Raw genomic sequence first — 16,021 nt, 5'->3', positions numbered from 1 at the left:
TATGAAATTTATTAAGAAAATCATATTATTCATTTTCATACTAGGATTTATATTCTCAGGCTACATCGGCTATTGTTATTTCACAAAACAACCAGTTCCTTTCTTTGGTAGAAAAATTACAGGAGCGTATTATTCTATTGGTTCAAACACTTCTAAAAATCCACTAGAGTGGAATATCACAACAACAAAAGTGTTTGATAGAGAGTTGAATACGATTAAAAAAACGCTTCTAATGGCTGATCCTTTTTTGCATGAATACAACGGAAAATGGTATGCTTTTTTTGAAATCATGAACGGAAAACATGCAGATATTGGTGTTGCTGTTGAAGAAAATGGTTCATGGAAATACTTAGGAATTGCATTGGACGAATCGGTTCATTTATCATATCCGTTTGTATTTAAAAAAGAAGGAATAACCTATATGATTCCTGAAACGAAACGGCATGAGCAAGTTCGTTTGTACAAAACAGATAATTTTCCATTCGATTGGAAAGTTGATAAAGTTTTGATTGAAAATGAACGTTTGGTTGATGGAACATTGTTTGAAAAAGAAAATGTTTCCTATCTATTTGCTACGAAAAATAACGAATTAAAACTCTATTATTCAGATAGTTTACACGGAAATTGGAAAGAACATCCAAGTTCGCCATTAAAAAATGGAAACTACACACGTTCGGCTGGACGCGTATTTCAAGAAGATGGTAAAATCATTCGTTTTGCGCAAGATCATTTTGGCGGTTACGGACGCGCTGTGTATGGTTTTTCTATCGATTCAATCTCAAAAACGTATTACAAAGAATCATCACTTCCGAATAATCCAATATTGAAAAACCAAGGCGATTCGTGGGCGAAAAATGGCATGCATCATATTGACATTCATAAACTACCAAACGGAACGTACAAAGCTATTTATGATGGTTATGGATACGGAACGGAAAAAATAACCTTTAGTTTTTCAAATAATTTCTAGATGATCATTTATGTTGGAAATATCGTCTCAGGTCACGGAAAAACGGCAACAACAATTGAAACGTTGGGGAAATTGCTACATCAAGAAGGTCTTGAAATTCGGTTAACTTCTAACAAACAGAACAAAATACTTCGCATGTTGGCTATGCTTTGGACAGTTTTTAAACATCGAAAGAAAGTGTCTAAAGTATTAATTGACACGTATAGTACATCAAATTTTTACTATGCGTATTTAGTGAGTAAACTGTGTATTTTACTGAAAATCAACTATATTCCAATTCTTCATGGAGGAAATTTAGAAGAACGATTGAAAAATAGTGTTTCCAAAAGTAAAGCCATTTTTCAAAATGCGGAAGTAAATGTGTGTCCGTCATTGTTTTTAAAAGCTACGTTTGAAAAATACGGATATACCAATCTGATTCACATTCCAAACAATATTGAATTAGCAGATTATCCTTTTACGGAACGAAAAAAAGTAGGAGCGAAGCTTTTATGGGTACGTTCGTTTGCCGAAATTTACAATCCTACAATGGCAGTTGAAGTTGCTCATGCCCTAAAAATAAAAGGTTTAGTAGTTGATTTGTGTATGATTGGACCTGAAAAAGATGATTCTTTTCAAAAAACAAAAGCGTTAGCTAAACAATTGAATGCTGATGTAATTTTTACAGGAAAACTATCTAAAAGCGATTGGATTTCACGCGCTGCGGATTATGATATTTTTATAAACACAACCAATTTCGACAATTTACCTGTGAGTTTATTGGAAGCAATGGCGCTTGGAATGCCAATTGTTTCTACCAATGTTGGTGGAATTCCGTTTCTAATTGATGATAAAAAAGATGGTTTGCTCGTAGCTCCAAATAACGTAGCTGAAATGGCAAAAGCGATTGAAACACTTGTAAATTCTACTGAGTTGGTGCAAAGATTAACACATGAAGCTAGACAAAAAGCAATTCAATTCGATTGGAAAATTGTGAAAAATCAGTGGAAAAAATTACTAGATTCTTAAAAAGAATTGATTTTCAATCTTCAAATACAATCTATTGTAAATAGTCCTTTATAACTCATAAAAATTAATTACTTTCACTTCATATTGAACTAAAGTATGCTCCATAAATTACTTTTTAACTTAGGCGAACGTTTACGAAATCCTTCCATTCGGAAGTGGTTTGCCTTTTTAAAAACGTCTGAAAAATGGTCCATTGAAGAGTTAGAATCTTATCAATTACAGCAACTTACCGAGTTGATTACATTCGCGAAAGCAACTTCACCATATTATAAAAAAAAGTTTAAAGATATTGATGTTTCGTCTTTTAGTACGTTAGAAGATATTAAAAAACTGCCATTGTTGTCAAAGTCAGATGCGATTGCGTACAATGAAACAATTCACACAAAACATTCGTTCAAAAAAGTATTTACAGCAACGACTTCAGGTTCGTCTGGCGATCCGCTAGTGTATGAAAGAGAAGAAGAAGCCGATTCGTTTAACAGAGCTTCCATTTTTAGAGGTTATTCTTGGCACAATGTACAACCTTGGGAACGCAATGGATATTTTTGGGGATTTGATTTTTCGTCAACTAAACGATTTAAAATTAGCATTTTAGATGCACTACAGAATCGTTTTAGAGTGTTTGATTATAAAGAGAAAGCATTCAATAAATTTGTAAAGAAATTACAAAAAGCAACATATATTCATGGGTATTCGTCTATGATTTATCAAGCGGCAAAATTGATTAATGATAAAAAACTTCCAAAGCCACCGCATATTAAAATGGTGAAAGGAACTTCAGAGAAAATTTACGATAGTTATAAAGAAGAGATTCAAACTGCTTTTGGCGTGCCAATTATTAGCGAATATGGCGCCGCAGAAACGGGAATTATTGCGTTCGAATGTGAAAAAGGACATATGCATTTAAACATGGAAGGTGTATTTGTTGAGGAAATAGATCATAAAATTGTAGTGACGAATTTACAAATGAAAGCGTTTCCAATTATTCGATATGAATTAGGTGATTATATTCAGTTAGCACCCAAAAACAAGATGTGTTCCTGTGGAAAAGCACACTATATTTTAGAAGAAATTACAGGTAGAATAGGAGAGAATGTGTATGGAAAACAACAAATTTATCCAAGTTTGTATTTTTATTACATCTTTAAAAATTTGGGTAAAAAACATAACTTAAAACTTACCTATCAAATTATCCAAAAAGAAAAAGGAATTCTTATATTTAACCTCAAAGAAACGATAACCGATAAACAAGAACAATTACTAAAACAAGAGATTTACAGCTACTTTAACGATGATATTACCTACAACATTTATCAAAATGTAAAGAAAAAAGCTGTGAAAGGAAAAACTAAAAGTTTTATCTCTTATATTTAGTTTGCATTATGGCCTCAAAATCTAATATACATTTCGAAATTTCGGAACGTAAGCTATTGCTTAGAGTTTGCGATATTCTAGCGTTACTCTGCGGACTATATGTTGTGTCTAGCATTTTCGATTTTGATTATTTTAAACTCACACATGAACGTTGGTTTTGGTCTGTAGTTTTAGTGATCTATTACATATTGTTTTCTACTGTATTGGAAATGTACAATTTGCAGAAATCAAGCAGGTATGACAGTACTTTCCAGAGCTTAGTTTTAACCGTTTCTATTACCGTATTGTGTTATTTGTTGACACCTTTCTTTACGCCAGAATTACCTGAAAATCGGTTACAGATTCTTTATTTCTTTTTAGCAATAGCTGTCGCGATTTATTTGTGGCGTTGTGCGTATATTTTCTTTATTTCATCACCTAGATTCTATAAAAATATTCTAATTATTGGGAACAAAGAAGAAGTCCGTATTATAGCAACCGCTATTAAGAATAACACAAATTATTCAAAAGTTATTGGCTATATCAATTCAAGTGCTACAACGTCTGATGATGATATTGATTTGAGCGATTTTGAAGAAATTACAAGTTTAGATTTACAAAAAATTACCAAAGAAAAAGCAGTTTCAGAAGTTATTATTGCCAGTAATGAGCGAAAGGAACTCAATAAACCGTTGTTTGATGGTTTAATTTCTTTGTTAGAAACCGGTTTGCCAATTAAAGAATACATTCAAGTGTATGAAGAATTGACGTTTAGAGTGCCTGTACAGTATGTTGGGAAAGATTTTTACAAGTATTTTCCGTTTAGCAGAAGTAATCAAAACAAGTTGTATTTGTTCTTTCATCGTGTATTTGACTTGTTGTTTGCAATTTTAGGATTGTCCGTAAGTTTACTTTTTTTACCATTCGTTTTGATAGGGAATTTAATTGGAAATAGAGGTCCATTATTCTATACACAAGAACGCGTAGGGAAAAATGGTGTTCCTTTTAAAATTTACAAATTACGTAGTATGGTGATTAATGCAGAGAAAGATGGCGCGGTTTGGGCAACTAAAAACGACAATCGAATTACGAGGTTTGGTAGTTTTTTGCGTAAATCACGTTTGGATGAAGTTCCACAATTTTTCAATGTCTTGAAAGGCGATATGAGCATGATTGGTCCACGACCAGAACGACCTGCATTTGTAAAACAGCTTTCTGAGAGTCTCACATTCTACGAAATACGACATATTGTGAAACCTGGTGTTACAGGTTGGGCGCAAGTAAAAACTGATTACGGAGCTTCCGTAGAAGACAGTTTGCGCAAACTTCAATATGATTTATATTATATAAAACATAGAAGCTTCTTTTTGGATTTAAATATCATTATAAAAACGCTGAGTACGGTGTTGTTTTATCGTGGAAGGTAGTTTTTTATAATTTTAAATGAGAAAAGTCAATACTAATATCTCACTTCTCAATACTTCATTTACACTATTCTAGCTTTCTAAAATAAAACGTCAAATACGCATAACGAATAGCTAAAGCAGTTAAAAGTGGAATTGCAGCTGTAGCAAAGACTTGGAAGTTTAGTAGCCATAAAAAGACTAACACAACGATTAAAACTAGGAGGAAAGCTGTATGTCTCCAAAGCTCTCTGCATTCTTTTTTTGCTGATAAGAATTTATACGCGAAAAATATATTTATAGGAAACAACCACAAAATGTTCATATTCATGGCTGTTGCTGTATGATCGGTTGCAAACCAAAGTAATGTAATGACAATTCCTGTGATTCCTGTGCCAAGCATGATTGCAAAATCAAGCCATCTAGTACGTTTTTTCTTTTTAAAATCTACAAAGGTAATTGTTAGTATTAGTAGTAGAATTAAAGTAAATACTACATATGGACTAAATAGTTTACTAGAACTTGTCTTGCTTTCAGGAGCTTCTAAAATTAGCTTAGTTTCAGAAATTAACGGTGTTTTCCCATCCTTTTTTGTAGCACTTTCAAAAGCTTTAAATACATATTCTGGTAAAAACTGATATTCTTCTGGTTGCGCAACTTTATCAATGACTGCACCTAAAGCAATATCAATTCCGAAACTAGACCAAGAGTTTGAATCTAAATTATCATGTATTAAATCTCTGAATGTTTTTTCTTCTGTAAGATGATGTTCATTAAAAATAAATTCATCTCCAAAAATCTGCTTTATAACATCTCTTTTTTTCGTTGCGCAATTGTTGTAAAAGAAATCATATTTATAGAAACGATTTTCTTCTTTGTAATTGTTCTCTAGGAAATCAAGAAGTTTTCTATTTTGTTCAGGAGTGAAGTCTAAAATCTGTTCTTTTACCCAACGTTTTTCGTATTGATACGTTCGTATGAAGTTTTTAAAACTTGTTCGTCCTAGTTGATAGGGAAGTTTTCCTTGTACAAATTTTAGATAGAAATTAGACGTATTAAAGTCAAACACACCATAATTATATACAACATCGTAACCGTATACAGGATCTTTTAAGCGAAAAGCACTGTGCCCGAAAGAAGAATACAGTTCTTCACCTGCACCACAAGTAACTACTGAGAATTCAGCTTCTGGTGAAAGCTTAATTTGTTGTCCAAGAAGGATTCCGGTATAGAGAAAGAGTAGAAGTAGGACAACTTTTTTCATTATTATCTGAATAAACTCCAATCAATTTTAAGTGAAAATACATTTGAATATACAGCCGCACTTTGATCTCCAATGTCTGTTAATGCGTAATCAACTTGAATTCCTTTGTATTTGAATCCAATTCCTAAATTAGGTTGAAACGTTAATGATTCTGAACCAAAATTGTTTTCGTTTTGAAAATTTCCAACACCAGCTCTTAAAAACACTAAGTCTGTGTATGCAAATTGCAATCCGACAGCAGGCGTAATACTTGCAAATGAAGTAGATATGATATCATTTGTTTGTGCAAAACGCATATTTAAATCAACTTCAGCAGTTAATGTATAGTCATAATTAAATGTAAATGAACGCGCAACTCCTAGTTGTAGTTTAGGAATCGTAATTTCCGTTGTTTCTGGTAAATCTTGTTCTGGAATTTGATCACTTACATTGTTGAATAAATCTTCGTCAATGCTCCAAGTGTTGAAGGTTGTCGTAATATCGCGTGCCATCACACCAAATTTCCAATCTTTATGTTGAAATTGTAATCCAAGATCAAATCCAAATCCCCAAGAAGATGCAAAATCTCCAATAATCCTACGAATTACTTTCGCATTGATACCATAATTTAAACCTTGTACAGGTAATTTACGAGCGTATGAAAATGTAATTCCGTAATCAGCAGTAGAAAAAAGGCTAATTCTGTTAAAGTCAATATTTCCTTGACTGTCAATTAATTGTGTAGTATTTAAAATATCATCAACTCCAAAACGAATTAATGAAATTCCCCAAGCACTTCTATCATCAATAGGCATTGCAAACGCGGCATAGTCATACAAAGCAATATTTGCAAAATAGCTAGAGTGCATTAAAGCGAGTTGTTTGTCTTCTAACTGTACTAATCCTGCGGGATTCCAATATCCTGAGTTTACATTGTCAATACTAGCAACAACAGCATTTCCCATACCAAAAGCCGCCGCATCAACACCAATATTCATAAATTCATTTGAATATTTCACGACAGTTTGACTGTTGGCAAAATAGGCACTTGTGAGTAGGAGACAGAGTAATAACTTTTTCAAGAGAATAATTTTTATACAAATATGCGATTTTCTAACCTAATAAACTCAAAAATTTCATAGATATTGTCCCTATTGCTGTAACATTTTCGAATCTTTTTGATTGAGTTTGCAAAGTTTATTTATTTTTACAAAAAATCATATTTATGAACATTAAAAGACATATTCCAAATTTTATCACACTTTTAAACCTATTCAGTGGTTGTTTAGCTGTTATTTTTGCTGTGAAAAACCAATTGGAAATTGCTGCATTTTTTGTGTTTTTAGGAATATTTTTTGACTTTTTTGATGGCTTTGCTGCCAGAATTTTGAAAGTACAAAGTGAATTGGGTTTACAACTAGATTCGTTGGCAGATATGGTGACAAGCGGTATTGTACCTGGAATTTTTATGTATCAGTTGTTTAACAGATCATTGGGAATTCATGAGAAAGTGAACGATGGACATTCGTGGTCAGATGCTGTTCATTGGTTTCAAAACGAAGTTCATATATTGCCATTATTTGGTTTAATGGTGACGTTGGCTTCAGCGTATCGTTTGGCAAAATTTAATATTGACGACAATCAAACCTCTTCATTTATAGGATTGCCAACGCCTGCAAACACTTTATTAATCATTTCTCTTCCATTAATTTTAATGTATCAAGGAAGTGCAACTATTGATGCAATTTTGTTGAATAAATGGTTTTTAATAGGATTGACAGTACTTTGTAGCTACTTACTAAATGCAAACATTCCGTTATTCGCGTTAAAATTTAAAGATTGGAGTTTTAAAAATAATATGACAAAATACATTTTCTTGGTAGTTTGTATCTTGCTGTTAGTATTTCTTCACTTTTTAGCGATTCCAATTATCATCTTATTATATGTATTGATCTCATTGTTTAAAAAGTAGTTTCTTTCTTAGTATTGAGTAAAAAATATAAATTGATCAGTTTAATTTTTAACTAAAAAAACCGCTTACAAATCATTGCAAACGGTTTTATAATGTATGTAAGATTGATTCTTAAAAATCTAATTTCTTTTCGCGTAATTCAAAATTCTGACCTAAATATACTTTTCGAACCATTTCATCTTCAGCCAATTCTCTTGGCTTTCCTGCTTTCAAGATGTTTCCTTCAAACATTAAATAAGTTCTATCAGTAATTGCCAGTGTTTCTTGTACGTTGTGATCCGTAATTAAGATGCCAATGTTTTTATTTTTTAAATGTGCAATGATTCGTTGAATGTCTTCTACCGCAACCGGATCAACACCAGCAAAAGGTTCATCTAACAATACAAAACTAGGATCTGTTGCCAATGCGCGTGCAATTTCAGTACGTCTTCGTTCTCCACCTGAAAGTAAATCTCCACGGTTTTTGCGAATATGCCCTAAGCCAAATTCCTCAATAAGCGACTCCATTTTCATGTGTTGTTCTTTTTTTGACAACTTGGTCAATTGCAATACACTTAAGATGTTATCTTCAATGCTTAATTTACGAAATACAGAAGCTTCTTGGGCTAAATATCCAATTCCGTTTTGTGCACGTTTGTACATTGGGTAATTGGTAATCTCCATGTCATCCAAGTAGATTTTTCCACCGTTAGGTTTTATCAATCCTACAATCATGTAGAAAGAAGTTGTTTTTCCGGCTCCATTTGGACCTAACAAACCAACAATTTCCCCTTGATTTACTTCAAGAGAAATTCCCTTTACTACTTTTCGTCCTTTGTAGGACTTCATGATACTATCGGCTTTTAAAATCATATATTTTGGTCATTATTAGCGTAAAAATACTAATTTCAGTATAACGCTGATACTTTTTAATACTAAATTAACTTTGGTTAAATGTTTAGCAAGATGCTTCTATTGTCAAAACTCAAAAAGCAAAGCAATCTAAAATCCAACAGCAAAGCGATCTTGAATCCAAAAGCGTAGCGATTTACACATTTTGTTGTTCCAATTCTTCCCAATATTCATAGGCTCTTCGCAAATGCGGAATTACAATAGTACCGCCAATTAATGTTGCAATACTTAATGTTTCCATAACTTGTTCTTTGCTCAAACCTTCTTTGTAGCAAGATTCTAAGTGGTATTTTACACAATCATCACAACGCAATACCGTAGAAGCTACTAAACCTAGTAGTTCCTTTGTTTTTACGTCTAAAGCACCTGCTGAAAAGGCATTTGTATCTAAATTAAAAATTCGTTTGATAACTTTATTATTGTCTGCTAAAATTTTATCGTTCATTTTAGCTCTATAGGCATTAAATTCGTCTACTTGATTAGCCATTTTTAAATTTCTTTTTATAATTTTTTTCTACTCTTTTTGATATGATGATTCCTATTTCATATAGGATTAATATTGGAATTGCAACGACAATCTGACTTGCTACATCTGGTGGTGTAATTACTGCGGCAAGAATCAATACTACCACTATGGCATGTTTTTTATACTTTCGTAAGAATGCTGGTGTGATTAGTCCTAATCTCGATAGGAAATAGATCACTAATGGCAATTCAAACACAAGTGAAACTCCTAATAACGTGTTTGTTAGTAAACTTATATGCGATTGAACTTTGATGGTATTTATAATTTTGTCAGTAATTTCAAAATTATAGAAGAAGAACGACGACATTGGCATAATTACGTAATAGCTAAATAGCAACCCAATAAAGAATAGAAGTGAAGCTAGGAAGATAAACCACCTTGACTTCCCTCGTTCTTTCGGACTTAATCCGGGCGCAATAAATCGCCACAATTCATATATAATATATGGAAATGAAAATATGAGTCCAAGAATTAATGAGGTCCAAATTGCCATTGTAAATTGTCCTGTAGCATCTACATTGATCAATTTATCATCAAATACTAACGAACAAAAATCACTTTCTACGCCGATTAACTGAAATGCTTCACAGAAAAACTTGTAGGTAACAAAATCTCCATCTAAATGAACAATTAATAAGTTGTTATATATTGGAGTCATGTATACAAATACAACACATGCAATGATAAAAATAGCGGCAAAGCTTCGGATAAGGTGCCATCTTAGTTCTTCTAAATGATCTAAGAATGACATTTCATTTTTATTTTTCTTCATTATAGGATTCCTTCTTTAACTAAATCATGCAAATGTACGATTCCTGCATATTTTCCAGCGTCTTCTACCATTAATTGTGAAATTCCGTTTTCTTCCATAATTTCTAAAGCTTCCACGGCCATTGCATCATTTGCAATTTGTTTTGGATTGGACGACATAATATCGCTCGCTTTTAAGTTTCCGATAAAGTCATTGTTTGATAGCATTCGTCGGATATCTCCATCCGTAATTACACCAATAATTTCTTCTGAATCGTTTACAACTGCAGTTGCACCTAACATTCCTTTGGAGATTTCCACAATAACATCTTTTACAGAACTGTTTGCGTGTACTTTGGGTTTTTGATTTACAGATGCTAAATCGTTTACACGTAAATATAATTTTTTACCCAAAGCGCCACCAGGATGATATTTTGCAAAGTCTTTACTCGAAAATCCTCGTAATTCTAACAAACAAATGGCCAGTGCATCTCCTAAAACTAATTGAGCCGTTGTACTTGTTGTTGGTGCTAAACCATTTGGACAAGCTTCTTTTTCTGCGTAGGCATGTAATACATAATCTGCTTGTGTTCCTAAAAATGATTCTCTGTTAGAGGTAATTGCTATTAATTTGTTGTTGCTATTTTTAATTAACGGTACCAATACTTTAATTTCTGGCGTGTTTCCGCTTTTAGAAATACAAATTACGGTATCATCATTTTGCACAATTCCTAAATCTCCATGAATTGCATCTGCGGCATGCATAAAAATTGCAGGAGTTCCTGTAGAATTTAGCGTAGCTACGATTTTTGTAGCAATATTGGCACTTTTTCCAATTCCTGTAACGACAACTCTACCATTAGAATTGTATATATATGAGACAGCTTCTGCAAACTCGTCGTCAATTAAGGAGATTAAATTTTTTATCGCATTACATTCTGTTTCAATGGTTTGCTTGGCAACACTAATAATACTATCTTTATATTTCAAAATGAATAAGTTTAAAAATTGCGGTTACTAAAGAAAATAGTATCTTTAGTGTATTGCAAATGTATGTAAAATAGTAAAAAGATAGAATGAGTTTATTGGAAATTGACTTACACAAGGAACTAAAGAAGCACTTCGGGTTCGGTCAATTCAAGGGACTACAGGAAGAAGTTATTAAAAGCATTATCAACAATGAAAATGCCTTTGTAATTATGCCAACAGGTGGCGGTAAATCTTTATGTTACCAATTACCCGCATTAATGAAAGAAGGTACTGCTATTGTTGTTTCTCCCCTAATTGCCTTAATGAAGAACCAAGTGGATGCGTTACGAGGAATATCCTCAGAAAACGGCATTGCCCATGTTTTAAATTCTTCGCTTACGAAAGCAGAGATAAAACAAGTAAAAGAAGACATTACAAATGGTGTTACAAAATTATTGTATGTAGCGCCAGAATCCTTAACGAAAGAAGAAAATGTAGAGTTTTTACGAACGGTACAAATTTCGTTTATGGCTGTTGATGAAGCCCATTGTATTTCAGAATGGGGACATGATTTTCGTCCTGAATACAGGAATTTGAAAAATATCATCAAAAAAATTGAAAACGTAGGACAGGAAATTCCTATTATTGGATTAACTGCTACGGCAACTCCAAAAGTACAAGAAGATATTCTTAAAAACTTAGGAATGTCAGATGCAAGAACATTTAAAGCTTCGTTTAACAGACCTAATCTGTATTATGAAGTTCGTCCGAAAGGAAAAAATGTAGATGCAGATATTACACGATTCATCAAACAAAATCAAGGAAAAAGTGGAATTGTATACTGCTTAAGTCGTAAACGCGTTGAAGAATTGGCGCAAGTTTTACAGGTAAATGGTATCAACGCAGTTCCATATCATGCTGGTTTAGATCCGAAAAAGCGTGCCAGACATCAAGATATGTTTTTGATGGAAGAATGTGATGTAGTTGTTGCTACCATTGCGTTTGGGATGGGAATTGATAAACCAGATGTTCGTTTTGTAATTCATCATGATATTCCAAAAAGTATCGAAAGTTATTATCAAGAAACTGGACGTGCTGGAAGAGATGGAGGAGAAGGACATTGTTTGGCTTTTTATGCGTATAAAGATATTGAGAAGTTAGAAAAATTCATGTCTGGAAAACCTGTTGCTGAGCAAGAAATTGGTCATGCACTTTTACAGGAAGTTGTTGCCTATGCAGAAACGTCTATTTCAAGAAGAAAATTTATACTACATTATTTCGGGGAAGAGTTTCCAGATGATGGAGAAGGCGCAGATATGGACGATAATGTTCGTTATCCGAAAAAGAAAGTTGAAGCACAGGATCAAGTTGTTGAATTGCTAAGAACAATTCAAAATACCAAGCAAACCTACAAATCACGAAATGTGGTAAATGTGTTGGTTGGACATGAAAATGCTTTGATTAAATCGCACAAAACACACTTGCAACCATTTTTTGGTCTTGGAAATGAACATGACAATAAATACTGGATGGCGTTAATTCGTCAAATATTAGTTGCTGGTTTACTCAGAAAAGATATTGAAACATATGGTGTCATAAAACTTACGGAAACTGGATTAGCCTTTATGGAAAATCCAACTTCATTTATGATGACAGAAGATCATAGTTTTGATGATGCCAGTAATGATAGTATTATTACTGCTTCTAAAGGTGGTGGCGCTGTCGCAGATCAAAAGTTGATGAATATGTTGAAAGACTTACGAAAGAAAGTCTCTAAACGTTTAGGAGTTCCGCCTTTTGTAGTGTTTCAAGATCCTTCATTGGAAGACATGGCTTTAAAATATCCAATTTCCGTAGAAGAAATGAAAAATATTCATGGAGTAGGAGATGGAAAGGCCAAGAAATATGGTAAAGATTTTATTGAATTCATTACAAAGTATGTTGATGAAAACGATATTATTAGACCAGATGATTTAGTAGTGAAAAGTACAGGTGTTAATTCTGCTTTAAAATTGTACATTATTCAAAATGTAGATAGAAAGCTTCCTTTAGATGATATTGCTTCTGCTAAAGGGCTGGCTATGAATGATTTTATTAAAGAAATGGAACAAATTGTATATAGCGGAACCAAATTAAATATCAATTATTGGATTGATGAAGTTTTGGATGAAGACCAGCAAGAAGAAATTCATGAATATTTCCTAGAATCTGAAAGTGATAAAATTTCTGATGCCATGGAAGAGTTTGATGGTGATTATGACGATGAAGAATTACGCTTATATCGTATCAAATTTATTAGTGATGTAGCAAATTAATAAAAAATAAAAAAAATAAAAACCCAATCATATCGATTGGGTTTTTTGTGGAGGTACTTTTTCAATATCCACTTTTATATTTGATCTTTAACTATTATGCAAACTACCTATAGCTTTTGTTGTAGACACCTTTTAAAAGTAAATAACCGAGATGTATTGTTAAGGCAAGCGAAATATCTATTAAACTATACTTAGATGTTATTTCTGAATTTGATGTATTAGTAATGATTTCATTGATTAGGTCAGTATTAATTAATATATGATGAACTAATTTATGTAATATGATTACTAATAGTTTTTGAATAATTCGATAAACCTTAAGAAATTTGTTTTTAAATAGACTATTGACGCTTTTTAAAATGTTTAATAATGCAGTTTTTATAATAGAAAAAGATACAAACAACCATTTAATAAAAGTCTTCATGATTTTGTGCTTAATCTGTTTTTTTACTGTCGTACTATGATAAAACATAGATTTGAATCTCATTTACAATGAGTTAAACAATTTGGTGATTAACCATTTCCTCTTATTTTGGACTTATTGAGGAGGGCTATATTTTACATAAATATTAGTAAAATATTCTTGCCAAAACACGCTTAACTTTAGAGTTTCTTTCGATAGTGAAAGTGATTTTGAAGATTTTTGTATATTTACAAAAGTTTTGTCATTGTTCTGTGTCGTCGAAAATGCAGGAACATTGACATCTTATGTTGCTCACTATTTAGAGTTAACTTTAAGTTAGGCCTGATTGAATCATATCTAATATGTTAAATCAGGTCTTTTTTTAATATTTTAAATACATAAAACAGTATAAATAACTGATAATCAGTTGTTTACTGTATTTTCTTTTATAACTTGATTTCAGAATCAAGTTATAATTATAAATTGATTTTTAAGTACGGTTTTTCGGTAAAAAAAATATGGTTTTACAATAGTTATATCACTATTAATACTACGAATAATGTGAATAATTATTTTTATATATTTCCTAACTCTTTTATGCACAGGTAAGCAATGCAAATTGAAAATATTAACATGGAAGACGGTTTATATGCAAAATTTCATACAAGCAAAGAAGAAATCCTTGTAAATTTGATTTATCAAAAATGAACTTGAACAGTTGGTAATTTTGTTGCGCTGTCTGAAGGTAATATAGAAAACAAAGTAAAACTAGAAGGAGCTCCAGATTATTACTGACTTAAGTTTCATAGAGTAATTCCAAATTTATGATTCAAGGTGGTTGTCCATTAGGAACTGGTACAGTAAGTTCTGGATATAATTTTGATTATGAAATTCATCTGTAATTAGAACACGATGCGCTTGGAGTGTTTTTTATGGTAAATGCTGGACCAAGAACAAACGGAAGTTAATTTTTATCACGCATATAGAAACTCCTTGATTAGGTGGTAAGCATACATGTAGTTCTCGGACAAGAAGTAGTGAATGCTAATACTCAAGGAGATTCAATTGAAAAAGTTGAAATTATTCTTGTAGAGTTGAAGAGGATGCATAATACTGTGGAAACTTTCAGATTGTTTAATGGAACTAAAGTAGAAAAAGAAATGGAAAAAATCACAACTGGTTTTGATTAAACTGAAAGTGGATTGCGTTAAAAAATTATCCAAGAAGGTAATGGAGTAGAAGCAAAAGTTGGTAAAACAGTTTTTGAATCATAAAGAGATGTTACCTGATGGTAGAATTAACTGATTGATTTTCCATTAGGACAAGGAAGAGTAATTTTTAGAGAAGATGAAAGCACTGCATTGTTGAAAATAGGAGGTAAGATATGATTCGTACTTTCTCTACATTTAGGATACGGAGACAGATGTGCTGGCAATGTAATTCCGCCAAATGCCATATTAATATTTGATGTATGTAAATACAAAAGCGGTTTGATATGTACTATCAAACCGCTTTTTATATTTTATATTAAATACTTTCTCTATAAGAATCCAGTATTTCTAGCTTGTTCTAGTAAAGATTCATCGCCTTTCTTTTCTACATCAAAAACTTCTTTTAAATGACGTTTACGCTTTTCAATTGCGGCAAGTGACAATGGAATATATTCTGTTAAGTTTTTCGTTTTGATTCCTTTTGAAAGATGAAAAAGTATATTTCTATCAATATCATCTAATACAACTTCATTGATAATTCGAGTTCGTAATAATTTCGTTACTGTATGACTATAATATGGCGGGTCAGTTAGTACAACTTGGAAAGCGCGCATTAATTCATCAGAAGTAACATCGCTTTTTACTAAAAACCCATCCGGATTTATATTTTTTAAAATATTATGAATTCTAAAGTTATTATTAAACATTGTTAAGATAACAACTTTAGTCTCTGGTAATAATTCTTTCACTTTTATACCTAAATCTTCTCCTGAAATAATTTTTCCATCAGCAGAAGGAGGCAATTTGATATATAAGAAAACGACATCATATGGTGTTCCTGTCGAAGCATTTTTAATTTTTGCATACGCGCCATCACAACTATCAGCTGTGTCAATTCGCAAGGTCATTTCTTCTGAATTTATTCCCAGCAAGGCATTCTTATAGCCTTCAATAATCATTGGATGATCATCTACAATAAGTACTTTAATATCTTTATTATTCATATG

13 protein-coding genes and 1 pseudogene are annotated in these 16,021 nt (G+C 32.1%); 7 read left to right on the top strand and 7 right to left on the bottom strand.

The annotated features are described in order from the left end of the window. The first annotated feature begins 1 nt into the window (after position 1). The 4 genes from ACQ654_RS01485 to ACQ654_RS01470 all read left to right on the top strand — a co-directional run bounded on the left by ACQ654_RS01485 (position 2) and on the right by ACQ654_RS01470 (position 4,758). Positions 2 to 970 carry a glucosamine inositolphosphorylceramide transferase family protein gene (locus ACQ654_RS01485; RefSeq protein ID WP_430408539.1) on the top strand — a complete coding sequence of 323 codons (969 nt, stop codon included), beginning with the start codon at positions 2 to 4 and terminating at the stop codon, positions 968 to 970. After that, positions 971 to 1,978, top strand: coding sequence for a glycosyltransferase family 4 protein (locus tag ACQ654_RS01480; RefSeq protein WP_430408538.1), 1,008 nt, complete (start codon positions 971 to 973; stop codon positions 1,976 to 1,978). A gap of 96 nt (positions 1,979 to 2,074) precedes the next feature. Next, positions 2,075 to 3,352 (top strand): phenylacetate--CoA ligase family protein, encoded by a 1,278-nt coding sequence (locus ACQ654_RS01475; protein ID WP_430408537.1) that lies wholly within the window; start codon positions 2,075 to 2,077, stop codon positions 3,350 to 3,352. A gap of 8 nt (positions 3,353 to 3,360) precedes the next feature. Next, the gene (locus ACQ654_RS01470; RefSeq protein WP_430408536.1) at positions 3,361 to 4,758 is read left to right on the top strand and encodes a sugar transferase; all 1,398 of its coding nucleotides are present in this window, start codon (positions 3,361 to 3,363) and stop codon (positions 4,756 to 4,758) included. Positions 4,759 to 4,822: 64 nt separating this feature from the next. On the opposite strand, the gene ACQ654_RS01465 is transcribed toward ACQ654_RS01470, so the two are convergent. After that, entirely contained in the window at positions 4,823 to 5,998 is a 1,176-nt protein-coding gene (locus tag ACQ654_RS01465) for a DUF4105 domain-containing protein (protein WP_430408535.1), read from the bottom strand. 2 nt (positions 5,999 to 6,000) lie between these two features. Beyond that, complete coding sequence (locus ACQ654_RS01460; RefSeq protein ID WP_430408534.1) at positions 6,001 to 7,059, bottom strand: PorV/PorQ family protein; 1,059 nt, start codon at positions 7,057 to 7,059, stop codon at positions 6,001 to 6,003. Positions 7,060 to 7,202: 143 nt separating this feature from the next. On the opposite strand from ACQ654_RS01460, the gene ACQ654_RS01455 reads away from it, so the two are divergent. Then, positions 7,203 to 7,949 carry a CDP-alcohol phosphatidyltransferase family protein gene (locus tag ACQ654_RS01455; protein WP_430408533.1) on the top strand — a complete coding sequence of 249 codons (747 nt, stop codon included), beginning with the start codon at positions 7,203 to 7,205 and terminating at the stop codon, positions 7,947 to 7,949. A gap of 111 nt (positions 7,950 to 8,060) precedes the next feature. Here the strand turns inward: ACQ654_RS01455 and lptB are convergent, their stop codons facing one another. From lptB to ACQ654_RS01435, 4 genes are all read right to left on the bottom strand, one after another. Then, entirely contained in the window at positions 8,061 to 8,801 is a 741-nt protein-coding gene (gene lptB / locus ACQ654_RS01450; RefSeq protein WP_430408532.1) for an LPS export ABC transporter ATP-binding protein, read from the bottom strand. A gap of 175 nt (positions 8,802 to 8,976) precedes the next feature. Next, a complete protein-coding gene (locus tag ACQ654_RS01445; RefSeq protein ID WP_430408531.1) occupies positions 8,977 to 9,327 on the bottom strand; it encodes a carboxymuconolactone decarboxylase family protein in 351 nt (116 codons plus the stop codon). Next, a complete protein-coding gene (gene tatC / locus ACQ654_RS01440) occupies positions 9,320 to 10,138 on the bottom strand; it encodes a twin-arginine translocase subunit TatC (RefSeq protein ID WP_430408530.1) in 819 nt (272 codons plus the stop codon). The genes ACQ654_RS01445 and tatC overlap by 8 nt, the downstream gene beginning before the upstream one ends. Beyond that, entirely contained in the window at positions 10,138 to 11,106 is a 969-nt protein-coding gene (locus ACQ654_RS01435) for a KpsF/GutQ family sugar-phosphate isomerase (RefSeq protein ID WP_430408529.1), read from the bottom strand. Before ACQ654_RS01435 ends, tatC begins: the two co-directional genes overlap by 1 nt. Positions 11,107 to 11,192: 86 nt before the next feature. Here ACQ654_RS01435 and ACQ654_RS01430 point away from each other — a divergent pair, with 86 nt between their 5' ends. Beyond that, positions 11,193 to 13,400, top strand: coding sequence for a RecQ family ATP-dependent DNA helicase (locus tag ACQ654_RS01430; protein ID WP_430408528.1), 2,208 nt, complete (start codon positions 11,193 to 11,195; stop codon positions 13,398 to 13,400). 1,036 nt (positions 13,401 to 14,436) lie between these two features. Continuing rightward, positions 14,437 to 15,275: pseudogene (locus tag ACQ654_RS01425) on the top strand (peptidylprolyl isomerase); the annotation flags it as partial. A gap of 68 nt (positions 15,276 to 15,343) precedes the next feature. Here ACQ654_RS01425 and ACQ654_RS01420 read toward each other — a convergent pair. After that, on the bottom strand, positions 15,344 to 16,018 hold the full coding sequence (locus ACQ654_RS01420) for a response regulator (RefSeq protein ID WP_430408527.1): 675 nt from the start codon (positions 16,016 to 16,018) through the stop codon (positions 15,344 to 15,346). Between the last annotated feature and the right edge of the window lie 3 nt (positions 16,019 to 16,021).

The organism is Kordia sp. (assembly GCF_965283645.1).
In the GTDB taxonomy this organism is placed as follows: domain Bacteria; phylum Bacteroidota; class Bacteroidia; order Flavobacteriales; family Flavobacteriaceae; genus Kordia.
Note: the sequence above shows the minus strand (reverse complement) of the source record. Positions and strands in the feature narration are given on the sequence as shown.